This window comes from Bacillota bacterium, from assembly GCA_040754675.1.
Taxonomy (GTDB): Bacteria; Bacillota; Limnochordia; order Limnochordales; family Geochordaceae; genus Geochorda.
Window position 1 is genome coordinate 1 of the sequence record JBFMCJ010000012.1, and the last position, 22,429, is coordinate 22,429.

The 22,429-nt window shown below is 68.2% G+C and carries 21 protein-coding genes; all 21 read left to right on the forward strand.

Annotated features, from left to right (window positions below):
• Positions 1–1,472: HDIG domain-containing metalloprotein (locus AB1609_01530; protein MEW6045154.1), on the forward strand; the 1,472-nt coding region annotated here is incomplete at its 5' end.
• Positions 1,432–1,935, forward strand: coding sequence for an rRNA maturation RNase YbeY (gene ybeY, locus AB1609_01535; GenBank protein ID MEW6045155.1), 504 nt, complete (start codon positions 1,432–1,434; stop codon positions 1,933–1,935). The genes AB1609_01530 and ybeY, both read left to right, overlap by 41 nt.
• Positions 1,917–2,654: a diacylglycerol kinase gene (locus AB1609_01540; GenBank protein ID MEW6045156.1), complete on the forward strand. Its 738-nt coding sequence runs from the start codon at positions 1,917–1,919 to the stop codon at positions 2,652–2,654. Before ybeY ends, AB1609_01540 begins: the two co-directional genes overlap by 19 nt.
• A gap of 79 nt (positions 2,655–2,733) precedes the next feature.
• Positions 2,734–3,144, forward strand: coding sequence for a cytidine deaminase (locus AB1609_01545; GenBank protein ID MEW6045157.1), 411 nt, complete (start codon positions 2,734–2,736; stop codon positions 3,142–3,144).
• 97 nt (positions 3,145–3,241) lie between these two features.
• On the forward strand, positions 3,242–4,015 hold the full coding sequence (gene sigI / locus AB1609_01550) for an RNA polymerase sigma-I factor (GenBank protein MEW6045158.1): 774 nt from the start codon (positions 3,242–3,244) through the stop codon (positions 4,013–4,015).
• Between the two features lie 34 nt (positions 4,016–4,049).
• Complete coding sequence (locus AB1609_01555; protein ID MEW6045159.1) at positions 4,050–4,769, forward strand: anti-sigma factor domain-containing protein; 720 nt, start codon at positions 4,050–4,052, stop codon at positions 4,767–4,769.
• A 36-nt stretch (positions 4,770–4,805) separates the two neighbouring features.
• A complete protein-coding gene (gene queA, locus AB1609_01560) occupies positions 4,806–5,882 on the forward strand; it encodes a tRNA preQ1(34) S-adenosylmethionine ribosyltransferase-isomerase QueA (GenBank protein ID MEW6045160.1) in 1,077 nt (358 codons plus the stop codon).
• Positions 5,879–7,042 (forward strand): tRNA guanosine(34) transglycosylase Tgt, encoded by a 1,164-nt coding sequence (gene tgt / locus AB1609_01565; protein MEW6045161.1) that lies wholly within the window; start codon positions 5,879–5,881, stop codon positions 7,040–7,042. Before queA ends, tgt begins: the two co-directional genes overlap by 4 nt.
• Positions 7,039–7,350 (forward strand): preprotein translocase subunit YajC, encoded by a 312-nt coding sequence (gene yajC, locus AB1609_01570; GenBank protein ID MEW6045162.1) that lies wholly within the window; start codon positions 7,039–7,041, stop codon positions 7,348–7,350. The genes tgt and yajC overlap by 4 nt, the downstream gene beginning before the upstream one ends.
• A 62-nt stretch (positions 7,351–7,412) precedes the next feature.
• Positions 7,413–8,039, forward strand: a complete 627-nt coding sequence (locus AB1609_01575; GenBank protein ID MEW6045163.1) for an HD domain-containing protein — start codon at positions 7,413–7,415, stop codon at positions 8,037–8,039.
• Between the two features lie 159 nt (positions 8,040–8,198).
• Entirely contained in the window at positions 8,199–9,371 is a 1,173-nt protein-coding gene (secD, locus tag AB1609_01580) for a protein translocase subunit SecD (protein ID MEW6045164.1), read from the forward strand.
• A complete protein-coding gene (gene secF / locus AB1609_01585) occupies positions 9,368–10,333 on the forward strand; it encodes a protein translocase subunit SecF (protein MEW6045165.1) in 966 nt (321 codons plus the stop codon). Before secD ends, secF begins: the two co-directional genes overlap by 4 nt.
• 62 nt (positions 10,334–10,395) lie before the next feature.
• Positions 10,396–12,066: an AarF/ABC1/UbiB kinase family protein gene (locus AB1609_01590; protein ID MEW6045166.1), complete on the forward strand. Its 1,671-nt coding sequence runs from the start codon at positions 10,396–10,398 to the stop codon at positions 12,064–12,066.
• A gap of 15 nt (positions 12,067–12,081) precedes the next feature.
• Entirely contained in the window at positions 12,082–12,510 is a 429-nt protein-coding gene (locus tag AB1609_01595) for a lipopolysaccharide assembly protein LapA domain-containing protein (GenBank protein ID MEW6045167.1), read from the forward strand.
• Positions 12,511–12,529: 19 nt separating this feature from the next.
• Positions 12,530–15,217: a single-stranded-DNA-specific exonuclease RecJ gene (gene recJ, locus AB1609_01600; protein MEW6045168.1), complete on the forward strand. Its 2,688-nt coding sequence runs from the start codon at positions 12,530–12,532 to the stop codon at positions 15,215–15,217.
• A 58-nt stretch (positions 15,218–15,275) separates the two neighbouring features.
• Positions 15,276–15,809: an adenine phosphoribosyltransferase gene (locus AB1609_01605; GenBank protein MEW6045169.1), complete on the forward strand. Its 534-nt coding sequence runs from the start codon at positions 15,276–15,278 to the stop codon at positions 15,807–15,809.
• 30 nt (positions 15,810–15,839) lie between these two features.
• Positions 15,840–18,038, forward strand: coding sequence for a bifunctional (p)ppGpp synthetase/guanosine-3',5'-bis(diphosphate) 3'-pyrophosphohydrolase (locus AB1609_01610; protein ID MEW6045170.1), 2,199 nt, complete (start codon positions 15,840–15,842; stop codon positions 18,036–18,038).
• Positions 18,039–18,074: 36 nt separating this feature from the next.
• Positions 18,075–18,527, forward strand: coding sequence for a D-aminoacyl-tRNA deacylase (dtd, locus tag AB1609_01615; GenBank protein ID MEW6045171.1), 453 nt, complete (start codon positions 18,075–18,077; stop codon positions 18,525–18,527).
• A 68-nt stretch (positions 18,528–18,595) separates the two neighbouring features.
• Entirely contained in the window at positions 18,596–20,089 is a 1,494-nt protein-coding gene (locus AB1609_01620; GenBank protein ID MEW6045172.1) for a peptidylprolyl isomerase, read from the forward strand.
• A gap of 35 nt (positions 20,090–20,124) precedes the next feature.
• Positions 20,125–21,417 carry a histidine--tRNA ligase gene (hisS, locus tag AB1609_01625; protein MEW6045173.1) on the forward strand — a complete coding sequence of 431 codons (1,293 nt, stop codon included), beginning with the start codon at positions 20,125–20,127 and terminating at the stop codon, positions 21,415–21,417.
• Positions 21,418–21,425: 8 nt separating this feature from the next.
• The coding region (gene aspS / locus AB1609_01630) for an aspartate--tRNA ligase (GenBank protein MEW6045174.1) at positions 21,426–22,429 on the forward strand (1,004 nt) is incomplete at its 3' end.

Here is a 22,429-nt window from a genome sequence, read left to right on the forward strand (position 1 = left end):
ACAAGCTGCGGCAGGAGGCCATCAAAGGCGTGCAGCCCGTCATGGTGCTGCAGAACCAGGCGATCCTGCGCCGCGGCGACGTGGTTACCGAAGAGCACGTCCAGCTCCTTCAGGATCTTGGCATGATGCAGAGGACCCAGCAGTTCTGGGCGAGCCTGCTGGGGGTGGCGGTGGTGCTGGCCGCCCTGGTCGCCATCACCGCGGCGTACATCAGCCGCTTCCACGCGCACGTCGCCCGCTCCGCGCGCCTTTCGACCCTGCTGGCCAGCCTGGTGCTGGTGGTGGCGGTGAGCGGGCGGGTGCTTGCAGAGCTTCCGTGGGCGTTTGCCGGCTACCTGACGCCGGTGGCCCTGGCGGGCATGCTGGCCACGATCCTTCTGGATGCGCGCATCGGCATCGTGACCGTCTCGGCGCTGGCCGTTTTGGTGGGCCTCCTGTTCGACTTCGACGCCCGATACGTGGTGCTTGGGTTCGTGACGGGCATGATCGCGGTGTTCAACGTGCACCGCTTGAGCCAGCGCTCAGACCTGACCCGGACCGGTGTAATGGCGGGAGTGGCGGGACTGGTGGCGCTGGCGGCCATGGGCGTGCTGCGATCGGATCCCCAGGCTGTGGTGGGGAGCTGGAGCGGGCTTGCCAACGGTGTGCTGAGTTCGGTGCTGGCGTTGGGGCTTCTGCCGTTCGTGGAGGGGCTGTTCGGGGTTCTGTCGAGTGTTCGCCTCATGGAACTGTCCAACCCCAACCAGCCGCTCCTGCGCCGCTTGCTGCTCGAGGCCCCCGGGACCTATCACCACAGCCTGATGGTGGGCAACCTGGCCGAGGCGGCCGCCGAGGCCGTGGGCGGCGACCCGGTGCTGTGCAGGACGGGGGCGCTTTACCACGACGTGGGCAAGGTGAGGCGCCCGTACTTCTTCGTCGAGAACCAGTTCGGTGACGCCAACCCCCACGACCGGCTGGCGCCGAGCCTCAGCACGCTCATCATCATGTCGCACGTGAAGGACGGCGTGGAACTGGCGCGCCAGGCGAAGCTTCCCGAAGCGGTCGTGGACTTCATCCGGACCCACCACGGTACGGACCTGGTGCGCTACTTCTACCTGAAGGCCGTCAACGCCGAAGGCGCCGAACGCGTCAAGGAGGATGACTTTCGCTACCCCGGCCCCAGGCCCCGGACCAAGGAGACCGCCATCGTCATGCTGGCGGACTCGGTGGAGGCGTCTGCCCGGGCCCTCACCCACCCGACCCCCGGCCGCATCGAGGGGCTGGTACGGCGGGTGATCCGCGACCGGCTGCTTGACGGGCAACTGGATGAGAGTACGCTTACCCTGCAGGACTTGAACGAGATCGCCGGCGCCTTTGTCCGGATCCTGACGGGGATCTACCACGTGCGCATCGAATACCCGCAACTCGAACGCGAGGTGCAGCCGCGCCGCCATGAAGCAGGCCAGGTCGCCGATCACCGTGCACGTCCATAACCACCAGCGGGCAGTGCAGGTCGGGCCATACCTTCGGCGCCGCCCGATCCACCGGGCGGTGCGCGAGGTGCTGCGGCGGGAACCGCGGCTTCTCGGGCAGGCCGTGGAGGTGAGCGTGGCGCTGGTGGACGACCCCACCATCGCCGGGCTCAACGGGCGCTACCGCGGCAGGCACGGTCCCACCGACGTGCTCTCGTTTGCGCTGGATGACGGGGGCAAGGATACCGCGCCACCCGAGGGCGGGCCGGAGGCCGCGCGGCTTTTGGGCGAGGTGGTGATCAGCGTTCCGCGGGCTGTCGAGCAGGCCCGGGAGTATGGCCACTCGGTGGAGCGGGAGCTGGCCTACCTCGCGGTCCACGGGTGCCTGCACCTCCTGGGTTACGACCACGAGGACGAAGAGTCGCGGCGGGAGATGCGTTCCCGGGAGGAAGCGGCGCTTTCGGCGTGCGGGCTGTTCCGATGAGCGGCGACCTGACACCGCGGCGCGCCCGCAGCCTTCCGGAAAGCTTTCGCTTTGCGACGGGGGGGGTGGTGTTTGCGCTGCTACCGCAGCGCAACCTTCGCATCCACTTCGTGCTGGCCATCCTGGTCCTGCTCCTGGCGCTGGCCGTGCGGCTTTCTCGGATCGAACTTGCGGTGCTGGCGCTGACCATCATGCTGGTTCTCATCGCCGAACTCTTCAACACGGCGGTTGAGACGGCGGTGGATCTTTTCTCCCCGCAGTACCACGAACTTGCCCGCATCGCCAAGAACGTCGCTGCCGGCGCCGTGATGGTAAGCGCCATCGGCGCGGTGGCGGTCGGCATGCTGCTGTTTTACCAGCCTCTGATGACCGCCCTCGCCACCGGTGGCCATGCCTCCCGGCACTCGTTTCCATATGTGGTCCTCATCGGGCTCGGGCTCACGCTGCTTTTGACCTGGGCGGGCAAAGCGTGGCTCACCCGGCCCGTCCGCCTTGCGGGCGGCATGCCGAGCGGTCACACGGCCGTGGCCTCGGCGCTGGCTACGGCCATCTATCTGAGCAGCCCGAACCCGGCGCTCACGCTCGTCGGGGTCATACTGGCCGGGCTTGTCGCCGAAAGCCGCCTGGAGGCGGGGCTGCACACCATCTGGGAAGTGATGGCGGGCGCCGCGCTGGGCGTGGGCGTCATGGGGGCGGTCTTTTTTCTCCTCCGCGGGTGAAGCGCCGCCTTTGCGCGCGGGCCGTCGCGGTTGTTGGTCATCGCTTCGGGCGGGCGGAAGGTAGGGGATGGGTGGGGAGATGACGCTTTCGCCGCAGCAGGAGGAACAGCTGGTACGGGCGGCGCGGGAGGTCCGCCGCAACGCCTACGCACCCTATTCGCACTTCCAGGTGGGTGCGGCCGTCATGGGGGAGGACGGGCGCATCTACACGGGGTGCAACGTAGAAAACGCCGTTTACGGCGCAACGCTGTGCGCCGAGCGGGTGGCGGTGGGGCAGGCGGTGGCGGCCGGGCAGCGGCGGCTCGTCGCCGCAGCGGTGGTGGCCGACAGCCGCACCCCAACCACGCCGTGCGGAACGTGCAGGCAGGTGCTGTCGGAGTTCGGCGGCGACATGGTCGTCATTGTCGACAACGGGCAGCGCCGGTGGCGCTTTACGTTGGGCCAGCTCCTGCCCGAGGCGTTCTCGAAGGAGCAACTGTCGGGAAAATGAGGGGACCCCGGGAGGTCTTGCGGGCAAGCGGGTCTAAGTAAGGGCTACGTCTCTTTGCACCCGGGCGGCCGCACGATGGACATGAGGTGGCGCTGAGGTGTCGTCTGTGGACAAGCTTGCCGGCACGGCGCAGGCACCCGAGCAGGGGGCGGCAGCCGCCCAGCTCCTGCGCCTGGTGCGCCAGGCCCAGGAGGGTGACGAGAAGGCCCGGGAGCAGCTTATTTCTGCCTATCGGCCCTTCGTCATGCGGGCGGCCGCGTCGGTCAGCGGGCGCTTCGTGCGTGCCGGCCAGGATGACGAGGCTTCCGTGGCTTTGATCGCGTTCAACGAGGCCATCAACTCCTACCGGCAGCAAGGCGGCCGGTCCTTTTTCGCGTTCGCCGAGATGGTCATACGGCGCCGGCTCATCGACCACTTCCGCCACGAGTCGACGCGCCGCCGGGAGGTCCCCCTCAGCAGCCTGACGCTCGAAAGCGAGGACGGGGATGCCGAGAATCCCCTGGTCGTGGCCGAGGCCAGGGAAGCCCAGCGGCAGTTTGAGGACGAACTCCTGGCGCAGGAGCGGCGCGAAGAGATCCTGCGCCTGTCAGGCGAGCTTGGCCCGATGGGCATCGGCTTCCGGGACCTGGTCGACCGCTCGCCCCGGCACCGGGATGCCCGGGAACGCGCGCTGGAGGTGGCACGGCTCATCGCGGACCGGTGCGAGTGGGTGGAACAGATCCGGCGCAGGGGGAGCCTTCCGCTAAAGGATCTCGAACGACATGCCGGCGTGAGCCGCAAGACTCTGGAGCGGCAGCGAAAGTATATTATTGCCCTGGCGCTTATCCTGAGTGGGAACTACCCCCATCTTCAGGAGTACCTGAAGCGCTGAGAGAGGGCACCTTGGCTCTGAGGGGGATCGGCGTTTGAATCGGGTCAGGGGCCTTGTGCTGGAGCGTCTGGCGGGCCGGCACGCGGTGGTGCTCACCCCGCACGGCGACTTCGTGCGGGTGCAGCTCCCCGAAGCGGCGGAGGTGCAGCCGGGCCAGGAGATATGGGCCGATGAGGTCCTCCAGGGGGGGGCTCTGGCTGCGGCCCTGCGCCGTGCCTTTGGTAGCTGGCCCCGGGCTTTTGCTGCGACCGCTGTGGCCTTCGGGGCGGCGGGGGCTTTGTTTGCGGCGCTTTACTTTCGCGGCGCGCTCTCGGGCATATCCGCTCCTGCCGGGATACAGGCGATGCCGGGCGAAAGCACCGTCGATGCCAATGCGCCGCCCGCCCCTGTGGCTGCTGTCGCAACCCAGATGCCTTCGGCTCCCACTATCCGCATCTCGGAGCAGATAGACGCCCCGCGCCTTTATGCCCCCACGGACTTCGGGGAGTGGGCATCGCTGAGGCTCGAAGGGGAGCAGGCGGCGCAGGAAGCCCATTCCGACATCGTGGAGTACGTCCGGCACGCGCTGAGAGCAGGAGGCGCACTCGGGCCACAGAGCGCGGCGGCAGGCGCGTCGGTGCCAGCCGGCAGGTTTGGATCCGAAGCCACGCGGTCCGGCACGGACGGTGCCCGCCGGCAGGCGGCCCAGGCGGCAAAGGCCCGGGAGGCTCATCAACTGAGCCTGCCCGTGGTGCGGCTGGGGGCGGATTCCTGACGGCGCGGCTTCCCTCTGTTCGGCAGGCTTGAGTGAATGGACGTCTCCGTCTTTGACTACGCGCTGCCACCCGAGCTGATCGCCCAGCGCGCCGTGGAGCCGAGGGATCGCTCGCGCCTTCTGGTGCTTCACCGGCAAAGCGGCCTGATCGAGCACCGCATCTTCCGCGACGTGGTGCACTATACGCGGCCCGGGGACGTGCTGGTCGTCAACGACAGCCGGGTGATGAAAGCGCGCTTTTTTGCGCGCCGCCGCCCGCAGGGAGGCCGGGTGGAGTTTCTCCTGCTGAGGCGGGTGGAGGATGAGACGACAGTCGGAGGCGCCGGCGACGCCGGCAGTCCCGGCCGTGAGCGCTGGCAGGCTCTGGTGCGGCCGGGGCGGCGCGCCCCCATCGGGCAGGAGCTGACGGCCGCCGAAGGCCAGCTTCGGATTCGGGTCGTCGAGCGCACGCCGGACGGAGGGCGCATCGTGGAGATCGAGTCGCCGTCCGAGCCGGTGCGCGCCGTTCTCGACCGGATCGGAACGGTGCCCCTGCCGCCCTACATTCGCGAGCCGCTGGAAGACGCTGAGCGTTATCAGACCGTCTATGCGCGCTGCGAGGGGTCCGCCGCCGCTCCGACCGCCGGGCTGCACTTCACCGAGGAACTGCTGGACTGTCTGCGCCGGTCGGGCGTGGAAGTGGTGGCCCTGACGCTTCACGTGGGCATCGGGACCTTCCGGCCGGTGCGGGCGGCGACGGCCGAGGAGCACGTGATGCACGAGGAGTTCTTCACCATCCCCGAAGAGACAGCCGCGGCCCTGGGACGTGCAAAGGCCGGGGGCGGCCGGGTGTGGGCCGTGGGGACCACCGTGGTACGGGCGCTGGAGAGCGCCTCGGCGGGCTTGGGCGTCATCAAGCCGGGTTCGGGGTGGACCCGCCTTTTCATCTATCCTCCTTACCATTTCAAGGTGGTGGACGTGCTGATCACCAACTTCCACCTGCCGCGCTCGACGCTGCTCATGCTGGTGGCGGCGTTTGGCGGCACGGAGCGGGTGCTGGAAGCTTATCGGGTGGCCGTGGCGGAGCGGTACCGGTTCTATAGCCTGGGGGACGCCATGCTGATCCTGCCGTGAGGGCGGAGCTTCCGGCATTCTCGGTAGTGTACCGGGACCCCGTCACCCGTGCCCGGCTCGGGCAACTGCGCACGGCGCACGGCGTGGTGGAGACCCCTGTCTTCATGCCGGTGGGCACCCAGGGATCCGTCAAGGGCGTTTCGCCCCACGAACTGGTCGAAGTCGGGGTCACCATGATCCTGGCCAACACCTACCACCTGATGCTGCGGCCGGGAGCTGACGTGGTGGCAGCCGCCGGGGGGCTGCACCGGTTCATGGGGTGGGACGGGCCTATTCTGACGGACAGCGGCGGCTTTCAGGTGCTCAGCCTCGCTTCCCGCCGGGAGGTGAGCGACGAGGGCGTGAGCTTCCGCTCTCACCTGGACGGATCCTTGCAGTCGCTCTCGCCCGAGCGCGCCATCGAAGTGCAGTGGGCCCTCGGATCGGACATTCTGATGGTGCTGGATGAGCTTGTGGGATTCCCCGCGGGCCGGCAAGAGGTGGAGGCCGCCGTAGAGCGAACCGCTCTGTGGGGCCGGCGAAGCCGCGAGCGTTTCTTGAGGCTCTCTGCCTCGTCGAACGAGAGGCGGCTGCTGTTCGGAATCGTGCAGGGGGGTGTTTATCCGGACATTCGGCGCAGGAGCCTGGACCACGTGCTGGGGCTCGAGCCGGGCGGTATCGCCATCGGAGGCCTGAGCGTGGGCGAGCCAAAGGAACTGATGTGCCGCGTGCTGGAGGAGCTCGAACCGGAGCTGCCGGGCGAGTTCCCGCGCTACGTGATGGGCGTGGGTTCTCCGGACTTGCTGGTGGAGGCGGTGGCGCGCGGATACGACATGTTCGACTGCGTGTTGCCGGCGCGCATGGCACGGCACGGGGCGGTGTGGACGTCCGGGGGGCGGATCATCATCCGGGACGCCCCGTACGCGCGGGACTTCGGCCCGCTCGACCCGGCGTGTGACTGTTACACGTGCCGCCACTTCAGCCGGGCGTACGTCCGCCACCTCCTCAAGGCGGGCGAGCTCTTGGGGATGCGGCTGACCACCATCCACAACCTCCGCTTCATCACGCAGCTGATGGAACAGATCCGCCGGGCTGTCCGCGACGGGACGCTGCCGGCCCTGCGGGAAAGGGTTCTGGAAAAGTTCGGGCCACCCGCAACGGAAGGAGAACGGGACGCATGAACATGTTACCGCTGGCCGCAGCCGCAGAACAGGCGCAGGGAAGCGTGTGGACGCTCATTCTGTTCCTGGCCATTCCGTTTCTCTTCTTCTGGATGCTCATCTGGCGGCCTCAGCAGCAACAGCAGCGGCGCCGCGAGCAGATGCTGAAGTCGTTGAAGAAGGGCGACCGCATCGTCACGCTGGGCGGCATCCACGGTGAGATCACCGCGATCAAGGACGAGACGCTCACGGTGCGCATCGCCGACAAGGTCGAGGTGCGGATGAACCGGTCGGGGGTCAGCTACGTGAAGGGCAAGGAGGAGGCATAGAGGGTGTGAACAGCGCGGCGCCGCGACCGCCGGTCACCCTTGACCAGCTCCGGGCTCACCCGATGATCGGGGCGTTCATCAAAGCGGCCAACGAGCACCTGGCGGCGCAGGGCTTCACCGAACACGGCTTCCGGCACGCCGAACTCGTGGCCCGCGTCAGCTACAACGTGATGACGCACCTGGGCCGGAGCCGCCGCGAGGCGGAGCTGGCCGAGATCGCGGGGTATACCCACGATATCGGCAACGCCGTGGCGCGCCACGCCCACGGACAGATCGGGGCCTGCATTCTGGTCGGGGTGCTCAGGGACCTGGGGATGGAGCCCGATGAGGTGGCCATCATCGCAGGCGCCGTGGGCAACCACGAGGAGGAAGTCGGCCAGCCCGTCAACGCCGTTTCGGCCGCGCTGATCCTGGCGGACAAGAGCGACGTTCACCGCAGCCGCGTTCAGAACGCCGATCCGGCGCGCTTCGACATCCACGACCGGGTCAACTACGCGGTGAAGCGCTCGTTTCTGCGTGTGGACGCGGGGGCACGGGCGGTCCGGCTTGAACTTGAAGTGGATACGAGCATCATTCCACTGATGGAGTACTTCGAGATCTTTCTGTCACGGATGGTCATGTGCCGGCGTGCGGCGGACTTTCTCGGGTGCACCTTCCAGCTGGAGATGAACGGCATGCGCCTGCTGTAGCGCGTGGCGGCGGGGGCGCCGTTTGACACCCTGCCGGCAGTTTCCTATAATAGCGCCTGTGCGCGCAGGGGCGTGAACGACGGCGCGATCGGGCGCAGCGAGGAGGCCGCTTGAGTGGCTCGGGGCAGAATGTGGAGAATGCTCCTCATTTTGGCTGTAGTGGCTATTGCGGGCGGGATGCTGGCCACGCGGCCTTTCCGGCTGGGGCTGGACCTGCGCGGCGGCAGCCACGTGGTGCTCCAGGCGCAGCCGTCGCCGGGCACCCCGGCGGTCGACAGCGAGACCATGGAGCGCGCCCTGGCCGTCGTCGAACGCCGGGTGAACGGGCTTGGCATTGCCGAGCCCATCGTGCAGCGCCAGGGTCAGGACCGGATCATCGTCGAGCTTCCCGGCATCGACAACCCGCAGCAGGCCATCGAGACCATCGGCAAGACGGCGCTTCTGGAGTTCAAGAGCCCTACGGGGGAAACGATCCTGACCGGCGCCGACCTGGCCAGGGCCAGCCTCACCCAGGATCAGTTCGGGCGGCCGGCGGTGGCTATCGAGTTCAAGCCCGAAGCGGCCCGCAAGTTCGAGGAGGCCACCACCCGTTACCTGGGTCAGGTGATCCCCATCTTGCTGGACGGCGAGCCGATCTCGACGCCAGTGGTGAGGACGCCCATCTCAGGCGGGAGGGCCCAGATCGAAGGCAACTTCACGATGGAAGAGGCGCGCCATCTGGTGGTGCAGCTCAACGCAGGCGCACTCCCGGTTCCCCTCGAGGTGGCCGAGGTGCGGTCGGTGGGCCCGACGCTGGGCAAGGAATCCATCGACCAGAGCCTGAAGGCAGGCATCATCGGCCTCTTCCTGGTGTTCCTGTACATGCTGCTCTACTACCGGCTGCCGGGCGGGCTGGCCGACCTGGCGCTGGCTTCGTACATCGTGCTCCTGATGGGGGTCATCGTCGGACTGCAGGCCACTCTGACGCTGCCCGGCATCGCAGGGCTGCTGCTCTCGGCCGGCATGGCCGTGGACGGCAACGTGCTGATCTTCGAGCGCATCCGGGAGGGCTTGCGGGAGGGTAAGCGAGTGCGGGCGGCGGTGGACGACGGGTTCAAGGGCAGCCTGCGCACCATCCTGGACAGCAACATCACGACCCTCATCGCGGCGGCCGCATTGTTCTACTTCGGGACAGGCCCCATCCGGGGGTTCGGAGTCACGCTGAGCCTGGGCATCCTGGTGAGCATGTTCACGGCCGTGGTCGTGACGCGGGTGCTGCTTGACGCTTACGTGAACAGGGATCCGGCGCGGGCCACGAGGCATCTGCTGCCGGGAGAGGCGGTGTCCCGATGAAGGCGGCCAGGGCGGCAGTTCAGGCACCCGGCCTCGCGGGTACGCCTGCGCAGCGCGTCTACGACGTCATGCGCTATCGCGGCATCTTCCTGGTAGCGACCGTGCTGATCACGGCGCTGGCGCTTTTGGCCATTGGCGTCAGGGGATTCAATCTGGGTATCGACTTCACCGGCGGCACGCTTCTGGAGCGAGGGCTGCCCCGTCCGGTGACGGCGGCCGAAGTGCAGCAGGTGCTGGGCGGGCCGTCGCTCTCCGACCTGAGGCTGGGAGGGGCTGTCGTGCAGCCCCTTGAGCAGGGCCACTCGGTGCTCATCCGGACGCGCGAGCTCAGCCAGCGGGAGATCGGGCGCATCGACCAGGCCCTGCAAGAGACGTTCGGGTCGGTCGACGAGCGCCGCACCGAGGTGGTCGGCCCGGTCATCGGCAGGGAGCTGGTCAATCAGGCGCTGTTTGCGGTGCTGCTGGCCGTTGGGGGCATTTTGGTCTACGTGACGTTGCGCTACGAGCACCGCTTCGGCATCGCGGCCATCGTGGCGCTCTTGCACGACGTGCTGGTGGTGCTGGGGCTTTATGCGCTGTTGGGGCTCGAGTTCAACGTCTCGACTGTGGCCGTGGTGCTCACGGTGCTGGGCTACTCCGTCAACGACACCATCGTGGTCTTTGACCGGGTACGAGAGCGCCTGAGCCGGTTCGCACGGCGGAGGGATTATGACCGGCTGGCCAACGAGGCCATCACCCAGACATTACCTCGCACGATCAACACGGCGGGTACCACGCTGGTGGTCGTTCTGGCGCTCCTGTTGCTCGGCGGCTCGAGCCTGCGCGACTTCTCCCTCGGGCTTTTCGTGGGCGTGGCATCGGGGACCTACTCCTCCATCTTCGTGGCCAGCACCCTCTGGGTGGCCTGGCGCATGGCTGAAGAGCGGCACCGCGCTCGGGCCAGGGCAGGCGCGGCCGAGTAACAGGGCAGGCGGCACCGGCTCACCGGGTTCCCGGCCCGCCCCGGCGCAGGGGGTTACCTGACGTGGTGCGGCCCGGGATACGCCTCATCGGGCGGCGGGTGCGGCACCTCCGGCGTTACCGCGAGGTTGCGGAGGTGCTGGCTCGCCACGGCTTCGCGGTCTTCCTCGACTCGCTGGGGCTTCGGGGGCTGCTCCCCAGGAGGTGCCGCCGGGCCGAGGGTCCCGGCGGGCCCGTCCACCTTCGCGAGGCGCTGGAGGAGCTCGGCCCGACGTTCATCAAGCTGGGCCAGGTACTGAGCCTGCGGGCCGATCTGCTGCCACACGACTACGTCGAGGAACTCTCGCGCTTGCAGGACCGCGTCCCGCCCCAGCCCTTCGAGCTGAGCCGCACCCTCATCGAGCAGGAACTGGGCGCGCCGCTTTCCCAGCTCTTCCGCACCATCGATGCGGAACCCCTGGCGTCCGCCTCGCTGGGCCAGGTGTACGCGGCACAGCTGCCAGGCGGCGAGCCGGTGGTCGTGAAGGTGCTGAGAGCCGGTGTCGAGGAGCAGGTACGCACCGACCTGGAGATCATCCGGGACCTGGCGCGCCTCGCTTCCGACCATCTCGGGAAGATCCGCGTGGACCCGGTCGCGCTGGCCGACGAGTTTGCCCGGATCATGCGCCGGGAGATGGACTACCGGGTGGAGGCCCGCCAGATCCTGCGCTTCCGGCGCAACTTCCGCGGCGACCGGCGTATCCACATCCCCCGCGTCTACCTCGACCGGAGCACGGCGCGGGTGTTGACCATGGAGCGCCTGACCGGTGCCAAGGTCACCGACCTCTCCCGCCTGGACGCGATGGGTATCAACCGCCGGAGGCTTGCCAGAAGCGGCGCCGAGATCTTCCTCAAGATGGTGCTGGTTGACCACTACTTCCATGCGGATCCTCACCCCGGAAACCTGCTGGTGGAGCCCGGCGGGAGGCTGGGCGTTCTGGACTTCGGCATGGTCGCAAGCCTGAGCCGGGAGACAACCGAGCACCTCGCCAGTACATTCCTCTCGGTAGTGCGGCAGGACACCCGTGGCGCGGTGCGCAGCATGAGGCGCATGGGGATCGTGCCTTCCGACGTTGACCTGCCCGCCCTGGAACGGGACATCGCGGATCTGATCGCCCGCAACTACGGCCGCCCCATTTCCGAGCTGTCACTTTCCGAGATGGTCGCCGACTCGATGGAGGTCGTGGCCAGACACAGGTTGCAACTGCCCGCCGAACTGCTCCTGCTTGCCCGGGCGCTGGCCCTTTTGGACGGCCTCGGGCGCATGCTCGACCCGTCCTTCAACGCCCTGGAGGTGGCGCTTCCGTTTGCCAGGCGGCTGGTGCTGCGGCGGCTCGATCTGCGCCGGCAGGCCTTTCTCTTTTTGGAAAGCGTGCAGGAGGTTGCCGAGGTGGTCCGTACCCTTCCGGAGAGGGTGGATCGCCTTCTGGAGATGGCACAGGCCGGGCGGATCGGGGCGGGGCAGCGAGGCCCGGTTGAGAGTGAATGGCAGCTTCGCCGTATCGAGCGGGCCGCCAACCGGGTGGCGCTCGCGTTTCTCGCTGCAGGCCTGGGGATAGCGGGCGGCCTGCTGTGGAACGAGCCCGCCGGCCCTCTCGTTGCAGGCGTACCGGTGGTCGCGGCCGCTGCGGTGGCCGGGTCCATGGTGGCGGCCGTGACTCTCGCCTGGGCGATCTGGCGCTCGGGGCGGCTGTAGCGCGCGTTGCGCCCGGTGCACATGGAGGGGATGGGAGAGTTCCCCGTGATAGTGCTGGCGGTGGCTTTTGTGCTGGTGTTCCTTGCGATCGCAGCTTTTGCGCTGCAGAACCCCGAGCTTGTATCGGTCAGCTTTCTTGCGTGGACCTGGCAGCTCGACGTGGGCCGTTTGGTGGTCATCTTCGCGGTGGCGGGCGCCACCGCCGCCTCTTTGTTGCTGGGGGCCGACGACGTGAGGGTGCGCGTGAGGGCGCGCCAGCTGTCGCGCCAGATCCACCGGCTCGAGGCCCGGCTTGCCGGCGTGGAGGCCGAGAGGGACCGCCTCTCCAGCCAGCTCGACGGGATCGCTCGGGAGGGTGAGGCCGAGGCCGCCCCCCAGGGAGACACCGGACGCGCTCCCGGCGCCCCCGCGGCGCGCAGCGACCCACAAGACGGCGGCTACTAAGAGAGGCCCGGGGAGATCCGTGGCAAACGGCGTGGACGTGCTCTGGGAGGCCCCGGCGCCCGACCCCGCCCGTGCCCGGCAGCTTGCCGGTGCCGTGGGACTTCACCCGCTGATAGGGCAGCTTCTCATCAACCGGGGCATCACGGGTCCGGCGGAGGCGGCCGAGTTCATCCGACCGGGACGGCCTTCGGGGCTTCCGTGGCGGCTGCCGGGCGTCCGGGCGGCGGCGTGGCGTATGCTGCAGGCTGTACGCCGCGGCGAGCCCGTGGTCGTCTACGGCGACTACGACGCGGACGGCCAGACGTCGACGGCCATACTGGTGCGGGCGCTGAGGCGGCTTGGGGCGCAGGTTCACCATTTCATCCCGCACCGGCTGTCGCAGGGCTACGGGTTGCACCAGGACGTCCTGCTGGAGATGGCCGAACGGGGCGTGCGGCTGGTGGTGGCGGTCGACTGCGGGCTGACGGCCATGAAGGCGGTTCAGGAGGCGGCCCGGCGAGGTCTGGACGTGGTGGTGGTTGACCACCATGAGCCGGGGCGCCGGCTTCCCCCCGCGGCAGCGGTGGTGGCGGCCCACCGGATGGCAGCCCTGCCGGGCGGGGAGTCGATGGCGGCGGCGGGGCTCGCCTATCACACGGCCCGGGCGCTCTTGGAGTTCGCCGACCGGCTGACCGAGGCGGACGATGCGGCCCTCGTGCAGCTTGCAGCCGTGGGAACGGTCGCCGACGTCGTTCCCCTGACCGGCGAGAACCGCGCCGTGGTCTACGAGGGCCTGCACCAGGTGCGATCCCGGCCCCTGCCGGGACTGGCGGCGCTTGCCCGGCGCGCGAGCGTCGAGCCGTCGGAGGTCGAAGCGTTTCATGTCGCCTTCATCCTGGCGCCACGCCTGAACGCGGCGGGACGGGTGGACGACCCGGCGGTCGGGCTGTCGCTTCTGCTCGCCGAAAGCGACGAGGAGGCGCAGCAGGCCGCCGATCGCCTGGAGGCGGCCAACCGGACGCGCCAGGACATGGAGCGGCGCGTCCTGGAGGAGGCGCTGGCGGAGGCTGAGGCGCAGCTCCAGGCGTCGGACCCGCCCGTCATCGTCGTCGCAAAGGAGGGATGGCATCCCGGGGTAGTGGGCGTGGTGGCGTCACGGCTGGTCGACCGGTTTGCCCGCCCCGCCGCCGTCATCGCGATCGAGGGGGAGGAGGCGCGGGGTTCTGCCCGCAGCGTACCCAACCTCAACCTCTACGAGGCCATGGCCGCGTGCGCCCCGTACTTCACCCGGTTCGGCGGCCACCCGATGGCGACGGGCTTTTCGCTCGCTGCCCGCGACGTTTCCGCCTTCCGGGCGCATTTGAGCGAGGCCATCTCCAGCCGCTGGAGCGGCCCCTTCGTGCACCGCCTGGAACTGGACGCCTGGGTGCGGCTTCCGGACCTCAGTGCCGATCTGGCGCACCAGTTCTTTTTGCTCGAACCGCACGGCGAGGGTAACCCGCGCCCCGTCCTGGCGTGTGCCGGCCTGGAACTCGTCGAGGCGCGCCCGGTGGGTGCAGACGGGCGCCACCTGCGCCTCGTCGTGCGAGACCCCCAAACCAGGGCCGAGGCGACGGCCATCGCGTTCGGGCGGGCGGCGGAGTGGAAGGACGCCGTGGGCGCGATCACCTCGTCCGGGCGTCGGCTGGACCTCGCGTTCACCCCGCGGCTCGGCCGCTTTGGCGAGGTGGAGCTGCGCGCCGCACATTTGAGGCCGGCGCAGGAGCTTCAGGGCCTGCCGGTGTTCGTCTGGAGCCGCGACGGGGACGCGGGAGCCTTTCCGAACGCTCCAACACGCGCCGCCGACATGCCGGCCGCCGGTGAGGTGGTAGCGGCGAACCGGATGGGCGTCCAAGTGGAGGACCGGCGGGGGCTTGCCGACGGATCGGCGCGTGCCCTGGTGGAATGGCTCGCGGCCCGAGAGGGTGAGGGTCCAGGCGCCCAGGCCGGCCCTATCGTGGTGGGCGTGCGGGACGCCGCTTCGGGGGTGGCGCTGTGTGGGGCGGTGTGGAGGGCGGCCCCGGATTTCGCTCTCCACTTTGCGTGGGCGGGCGGCGGCGACCCCGTCGCGGGACCCGATCACCTGTTCAGCCGTGGCCAGGTGCTCGTGACGTGGGACCCCCGGGTGCTCTATCGGGTGAGGCCGGGCGGGGAACTGGTACTGTGGCAGCTGCCCTTTGAACCGTGGCGGTGGGGAGAGGCGTGCACCGGCGGCGGGGTTCGGCGGATCGTCCTGGCCTTCGGTGAGCAGGACCGGCGGGAGATCGAGGGGCGCTATCTCTCAGCCATCCCGGGCGTGGAGGAACTCCGCCAGCTGTACCGCCTCCTGGCCGCCCAGGCCAGCGTTGCCGGGCCCGCGCTTTCGTACCACCTGCACGATCTGGCGTCAGCCCTGGGGGTGCTGGAGCCGCGCTTGCGGGAGCACCTGTCGCCGGCCCTGCTGGACCACGCCCTGGGGGTCTTCGAAGAGATCGGGGTGGTGGGGCGGGACCCGGAGACGGGTAGGCGGGTGTGGAAGGGGGCGAAAATGGGCGTAAAGCTCGACTTGACGCGGTCTTCCCGGTATAATGAGCTCATCAGGGTTCGCCAGTTCTGGCAGGAGGCCCTGGCCGGCGCGTTTGCCGGTGACGCGGGCCGGTGGTGGGAGCGGTGGGCGGCGGCCCGGGAAAGGGCCGATACCGCGTCGTGAGGCCGTTTGCGTGTACACAGGTCCGGGGTTTGCGTGTAGAAAGAGGGCAGTGCACGCCATGGACTTGAAGGCGTTGATCCGGGAGATCCCGGATTTCCCCCGTCCCGGCGTCAATTTCAAAGACATCACGACGGTGATGAAGGACGCGGACGCGCTGGGGTACATCATCCGCACCATAGGGCGCCGGTTCCGGGACGAGCGCGTGGAGATGGTGGTGGGCGTGGAGTCCCGGGGGTTCGCGCTGGGCGCGCCGCTGGCGTATGAGCTTGGTGCCGGCTTCGTACTGATCCGGAAGCCGGGCAAGCTCCCGGCGGAGAAAATCCGGGTGGAGTACGAGCTGGAGTACGGCCGTGACGCGCTTGAGATCCACAAAGACGCGCTGAGGGCGCGACAGCGGGTCCTGCTGGTCGATGACCTGCTGGCCACCGGCGGCACCATGGGCGCGGCGGCACGGCTCGTTCAACAACTGGAGGCGCAGATCGTCGGGTTTGCCTTCCTCATCGAGCTTGCCTTCCTCGGCGGTCGAAAGCGGCTGGAATCCCTGGGCTTTGATTCCGACCGGATCCTGGCGCTGGTGCGCTATGACGCGTAAACGGAGGCGGTGGCGTTTAAGTTCGGGCGTATGAGTAACGCTTCGACCCTGGCGGCGCTGGATGAGCCGCTTCAGGCTCTCATCGAGCGAATCCGTGCGTACAACCCCCCGGTCGACACGGATCTCTTGGTGCGCGCTTACAACTTTGCGGCTGAGGCGCACGAGGGCCAGGTTCGCGATTCGGGGGAGTCGTTTTTCCAGCACCCGGTGGAGGTCGCCCGCATCCTGGCCGAACTCGAGGTGGACGTTGCCACCGTGGCGGCAGGGCTCTTGCATGACGTGCTGGAGGACACGCCGGTCACGGTGGAAGAGCTCGAGAAGGCCTTTACCCCCGAGATCGCCCGGCTCGTAGACGGCGTCACCAAGCTCAGCAAGATCCCATTTCAATCCCGCGAGGCCCAGCAGGCCGAAAACCTCCGAAAGATGTTTTTGGCCATGGCGGAGGACCTGCGCGTGGTGCTCATCAAGCTTGCCGACCGCCTCCACAACATGCGGACGCTTCGCCACCTCCCGCCCGAGCGGCAGCGCAAGGTGGCACGGGAGACCCTGGAGATCTACGCGCCGCTCGCCCACCGGCTCGGGATCTGGCAGCTCAAGTGGGAGATGGAAGACCTGGCCCTTCGCTACCTCGATCCCACGGCCTACTACCAGCTCGTGCAGGCGGTGGCCAAGAAGCGTACCGAGCGCGAGGGCGAACTGGAAGAGGTCATGGAGATCCTGCGGGCCAGGCTTGCGGAGATGGGCATCACCGGCCGGGTTCAGGGGCGGCCGAAGCACTTTTACTCGATCTACCAGAAGATGCGCACCCAGAACCGCTCGCTGGACGAGATCTACGACCTGATGGCCGTGCGCGTCCTCGTGGACGACGTGAAAGCATGCTACGCGGTGCTGGGCATGGTGCACAGCCTCTGGAAGCCCATCCCGGGCCGCTTCAAGGACTTCATCGCCATGCCCAAGTCGAACCTCTACCAGTCGCTGCATACGAGCGTCATCGGGCCGCGCGGCGAGCCCCTGGAGGTACAGATCCGCACGCAGCAGATGCACGACGTGGCCGAGCGCGGCATCGCTGCCCACTGGCTGTACAAGGAGAAGCGGTCGGCCACGGCGTTCGACGCCAAGGTGGCGTGGCTGCGCCAGGTTATGGAATGGCTGCGGGAGATGAAAGACCCGCACGAGTTCATGGAGACGCTCAAGATCGACCTGTTCGAGGACGAGGTCTTCGTCTTCACCCCGAAAGGCGACGTGAAGAACCTGCCGGCGGGCGCCACCCCTGTGGACTTCGCGTTCTCGGTGCACACCGACATCGGGCTGCACTGCGCCGGCGCCAAGGTGAACGGCCGGCTCACTTCCCTGGATTACCGGCTCAAGAACGGCGAGATCGTCGAGATCATCACCGCCAAGCACGCTCAGCCGAGCCAGGACTGGCTGAACTTCGTCAAGACCTCCAAGGCGAGGAGCAAGATCCGCAGCTTCCTCAAGGAGGCCCGACGCGAGCAGAGTGTTGAACGAGGCCGCCAACTTCTGGAGCGGGAGGCCCGGCGGTACGGCATCGACCTGGCGGAGGCTTCGCGCAACGACGGGATCCCGCAGCTCGCTCGCCGCTACGGGCTCGCCACCCCGGAAGACCTTTACTCCGCCATCGGCTTCGGGCGCATCTCGCCGGTGCACGCCCTGGGCCGGCTGGTGGGGCGGGAGGAGCTCCTCGCGCGGCTGCGCCAGAAGCGGCTGGAAAGCGCCGGCCGCCTCTCCCGCACGACGCCGGCATCGGTGGGCGTTACGGTGGAGGGCGCCGATAATCTGCTGATCCGCTTTTCCAAGTGCTGCAGCCCCGTGCCCGGGGACGCCATCGTGGGGTACGTGACGCGGGGGCGGGGCATTTCGGTGCACCGCGCCGACTGCCCCAACGTTCAGTCTGCCCTGGAAGACCCCGAGCGCCGGGTCGAGGTGCGCTGGAACAGGGTGCCGGGCGCCGTCTACCCGGTTGACCTGCACATCGAAGCCCACGACCGGGTGAATCTGCTCTCCAACATCATCAACGCGATCTCGGACGGCAAGACCAACATCGAGGCCGTGCAAACCCGGACGACCCGCCAGCAGCTGGCCATCATCAACGTGGTGGTGGACGTCGGCGGGATGGACCAGCTCAACGAACTGGTGCGCCGCATCCGCCAGGTGGAAGGCGTCATCGAGGTACGCCGGGCCGAACCCGCGGCGCCTGACCGCGGCTGAGAGGGAGTAAGGCGCCGGGGCGGCGGCAGGGCAAGCATGCGGGCTATAGTGGAACGGGTGCGGGGTGCACGGGTTGAGGCCGGAGGTCGTCCGGTCGCTTCCATCGAACGGGGCCTTCTTGTTTTCGTGGCCGTGGAACGCGGCGATGGCCGCGCGCAGGCCGAGTACATGGCCGAAAAGCTCGCCCACCTCCGGGTCTTCCAGGACGGCCAGGGAAAACTGAACGATTCGGTGCTGCAGGCGCAGGGGCAGGTCCTGCTCATCTCCAATTTCACCGTCGTCGGGGACGCAAGCCGCGGGCGCCGTCCGAGCTTCGACAGGGCGGCCCCCGCGCAAGAGGCGCTGGTGGTGTTTGAGGCCCTCCGGTCGGCCCTGGAGGCCAGGGGTGTGCCGGTAGCCGTCGGAAGCTTCGGCGATCACATGGAAGTCTTCTCGGTATGTGATGGGCCGGTCACGCTGGTGGTGGAAACTCCCCGGCTGGACTCGTGAGCGCGCGCGGCGTTAGAATGGCCGTGTTGCAGCGGGAAGTGGGGTAGCTTCACATGTTCATGGAGCGCATGCGCTCCCATATGAAATGGATCATCGTTGCCGTGGCCGTCGCCTTTGCCGTTACGCTCATGTACGTGGGCGTCCCGGTCTTTTTCCGAAGCGAGCAGCCGGCCGAGGCGGCCATCGCGCGGGTCAACGGCGACACTATCGGCAACCTTGCGTTCCAGCGCGCCTTCCTCGAGCAGCTTCGCACCTACGAGCAGACGCAGGGTGCCGTTCGCCCCACCGATATCGAGCAGATCAAGTACCAGGCCTTGAGCGACCTGATCAACGCCCGCCTCATCCTGCAGGCTGCCCGAGACGAGGGTATCAGGGTCGGCCGCCGCGAGGTGGACGAGCGCATCAACCAGATTCGCGACTCGTTCCCCTCCCGGGCCGCGTACGAGCGCGAGCTTCAGGTCCGCAACATGACGGAGAGCGACCTGCGCAAGGCGGTTGAGGAGAGTCTCATGGCGGAGAAGCTCCAGGAGAAGCTGGCGACCCGCTTTGAGGTCACCGACGAAGAGGTCGCGCGGGCATACGAGCAGGTAAAGGTGCGCCAGATCCTGGTGCGGCCCGAGAGGGAGACGGACGCCGCCTGGAAGGCGGCCAAGGACCGGGCCGACCGGATCTACCGGCAGCTCAAGGGCGGCGCCGACTTCGCGCAACTTGCCCGCAAGGAGTCGGAAGACGAGACCTCGGCCGCCAACGGCGGGGATCTGGGGTTCGTGGGTCACGGGGAGCTGCCGGACGCGGTGGACAGGATTGCGTTTTCGCTTGCGGTCGGCGGGCTCTCCGAACCGGTGAAAAGCGAATTGGGCTACCACATCATCCAGGTGCTGGAGCGGAAGGAGCCCACGGGCAAGGAGTTCGAGGAGGCCAAGAAGGATCTCGCCGAGCAGATTAGGCGGGAGAAGGCGGACCAGAATTTCGCCCAGTGGTTCTCCGACCTCAGGCAAAGCGCTACCGTCTCCATCCTGGACCCGCAACTCGCCGCCCGGGACGCGCTGGCGCGGGGCGACGCCGAAGAGGCGCTTTCGCTCTACAAACAGGCGCTCGAAAAGAACCCTGACGACGCCTACATCCACTACGGCGTCGGCGTGACGCTGTTGCGCCTCAAGAAGGCGGACGAAGCCCTGGCGTCGTTCAAGAAGGCGACGGATCTGGCCCCAAGCGATCCGGTGCTGCACCTGGCCCTGGGGAATGCGTACCAGCAGAAGGGCGACAAGGAGAGGGCCGCGGCAGCCTTCCGCAAGGCGTCGGACCTTGCACCCATGGACATGCAGATGCACCTGACGCTGTACATGCTCTACTCGAGCATGGGGCTGAAGAATGACGCGGCCCACGAGGAGCAGGAGATCGAGAAGATCCAGAAGGTCCTGGAGGAGCAGCGGCGGGCCCAGGAGGACTTCCTGAAGAAGCTTCAGCAGCAATCCCAGCAGCAGTCGCAACAGCAGTCCCAACCGCAGCAGCAGTCGCAGGCACAGCCGCAGCAGGAGCCTGCGCAGCAGCCGAAGCGATAGCGGTACGGTACCAGAGGGAGAGCAAGAAAACGTCCATGGAGATCAAGGCTCCGCGCGGCACGGAGGACGTGCTGCCCGGGAGAAGCGAGGCATGGAGCCGGCTGGAGGCCATCACCCGGCAGGTGATGGCCTCCTACGGATACCGGGAGATCCGAACCCCGATCTTCGAGCACACCGAACTCTTCAGCCGGGGCGTCGGTGAAGCCACCGACGTGGTTGAGAAGGAGATGTACACCTTCACTGACCGCTCGGGGCGGAGCATCACCCTGCGCCCGGAAGGGACGGCTCCGGTGGCCCGCTCCTACATCGAGCACGGCATGAGGCTGTGGCCGCAGCCCGTGAAGGTCTTCTACATCGGGCCGATGTTTCGTTACGAGCGCCCGCAGGCGGGGAGGCTGCGCCAGCACTACCAGATCGGGGCGGAGGCGCTGGGTTCGGAGGACCCGGCTCTCGACGCCGAGGCCATCATGCTGCCCATCGAGATCTTCCGCAGGTTGGGGTTGAGCCGCTTCGAGGTGCACCTCAACAGCATTGGCTGCCCCCGCTGCCGCCCGGCGTACCGGGAGAGGCTCGTCGGCTTTCTCCGGCCGCGGGCGCACTTGCTTTGCGAAAGCTGCCGGCGCCGGCTGGAGCGCAGCCCGCTGCGGGTGCTCGACTGCAAGGTGCCGGCGTGCCGCGAAGTGACGAACGACGCTCCGGCCTCGTACGACTACCTGTGCGGCGACTGCCGGGCGCACCTCGACACCCTTCGCGGGCATCTGGGAGCTTTGGGGGTCTTGTACGTCCTGGACCCACGCCTGGTACGGGGTTTCGATTACTACACCCGAACGGTGTTCGAAGTCCTGTCGGAGAGCCTCGGCGCCCAGAACGCGGTGGCCGGCGGCGGGCGCTACGACGGGCTGGTGGAGACCCTGGGCGGCCCGCCGACGCCTGGGGTGGGTTTTGCGTCGGGGATGGAGCGGGCGCTTTTGGCCGCCGGTGAATCCGGCGCCCTCGGTGCGGACGAGGGGTGGCTGGACGTGTTCGTCGCGCAATCCGACCCGGATCGCCGCGGCGAGGCGCTGAGGCTCGTCTACCAGCTGCGCGGCCGCGGGCTTCGGGTGGACACCGACTACCACAACCGGAGCCTCAAGGCGCAGCTCAAGTCGGCGGACCGCGCCGGGGCGCGGGTGGCCGTCATCGTTGGCGGCGAGGAGGCCCCGCCGGGCGGCACGGACGGGGCTGCGTACGTGATCCGCGATCTGCGAACGGGCGACCAGGTGAAAGCGGACCCCGAGTCTATCGTTGAGGCAGCGGCACGGTGGGCCAAAAACGCGAAGGAGTCCTGAGAAGTGCCATGAGTGAGCCGGCCTCCATGAGGTTGCTGAAGCGAACGCATGAAGCAGGAACGCTGCGGGAAGCGCACGTGGGCGACGCAGTGCGCTTAAACGGCTGGGTGATGCGCCGGCGCGACCACGGGGGTCTCATCTTCGTCGATCTGCGGGACCGCAGTGGCGTGGTGCAGGTTGTCGTCACGCCCGATGCCGGCCAGGAGGTTTTCTCGCTGGCCGAGCGCCTGCGCCTCGAGGACTGCATCGGGGTGGCGGGAAGCGTCCGAAAGCGGCTTCCGGGAATGGAAAACCCCCAGCTTGCGACGGGGGCCGTTGAGGTGGTGGCCCGCGAGCTCGTGCGCTACAGCACGTCGGCGACCCCGCCCTTCCCCGTGGACCACCTGACCGACGTGGACGAAGCGCTTCGGCTGCGCTACCGGTACCTCGACCTGCGCCGGCCCGGCATGCTGGACGTGCTGCAGCTGCGCCACCGTGTCAACGCGATCATCCGGCGCTATATGGAAGAGCACGGCTTCATCGAGTTCGAGACCCCCATGCTGACCCGTTCGACGCCTGAGGGGGCCCGCGACTACGTGGTGCCCTCCCGGGTGCACCCGGGCGAGTTCTACGCGCTCCCCCAGTCGCCTCAGCTGTTCAAGCAGCTGCTGATGGTGTCGGGGGCGGACCGCTACTATCAGATCGCCCGCTGCTTCCGGGACGAAGATCTGCGTGCGGACCGACAGCCGGAGTTCACCCAGCTCGACGTCGAGATGTCCTTCGTGGACGAAGACGACGTGCTCACCCTGACCGAAGGGCTGATGGCGCGCCTGTTTGAGGAGATCCTGGGCGTATCGGTGCCGCTGCCGTTCCGGAGGATGCCATATGCCGAGGCGATGGCGCAGTTCGGGTCCGACAAGCCCGACCTGCGCGCTCCCGGCCGCGTTCGCGACGTGACCGAACTCTTCAGGGCCAGCCCTTACCGCATCTTTGCCGAAGCGGCCGCGGCGGGCCGCCGCGTCAAGGCGCTGGC

Bases quoted from the DNA above. Each gene is read 5' to 3' on its own strand.
- AB1609_01620 (MEW6045172.1), top strand. From the start codon at position 18,596: ATGCGCTCCCATATGAAATGGATCATCGTTGCCGTGGCCGTCGCCTTT.
- hisS (MEW6045173.1), top strand. From the start codon at position 20,125: ATGGAGATCAAGGCTCCGCGCGGCACGGAGGACGTGCTGCCCGGGAGA.
- queA (MEW6045160.1), top strand. From the start codon at position 4,806: ATGGACGTCTCCGTCTTTGACTACGCGCTGCCACCCGAGCTGATCGCC.
- AB1609_01575 (MEW6045163.1), top strand. From the start codon at position 7,413: ATGATCGGGGCGTTCATCAAAGCGGCCAACGAGCACCTGGCGGCGCAG.
- ybeY (MEW6045155.1), top strand. From the start codon at position 1,432: ATGAAGCAGGCCAGGTCGCCGATCACCGTGCACGTCCATAACCACCAG.
- AB1609_01605 (MEW6045169.1), top strand. From the start codon at position 15,276: ATGGACTTGAAGGCGTTGATCCGGGAGATCCCGGATTTCCCCCGTCCC.
- yajC (MEW6045162.1), top strand. From the start codon at position 7,039: ATGAACATGTTACCGCTGGCCGCAGCCGCAGAACAGGCGCAGGGAAGC.
- secF (MEW6045165.1), top strand. From the start codon at position 9,368: ATGAAGGCGGCCAGGGCGGCAGTTCAGGCACCCGGCCTCGCGGGTACG.
- AB1609_01545 (MEW6045157.1), top strand. From the start codon at position 2,734: ATGACGCTTTCGCCGCAGCAGGAGGAACAGCTGGTACGGGCGGCGCGG.
- dtd (MEW6045171.1), top strand. From the start codon at position 18,075: ATGCGGGCTATAGTGGAACGGGTGCGGGGTGCACGGGTTGAGGCCGGA.
- AB1609_01610 (MEW6045170.1), top strand. From the start codon at position 15,840: ATGAGTAACGCTTCGACCCTGGCGGCGCTGGATGAGCCGCTTCAGGCT.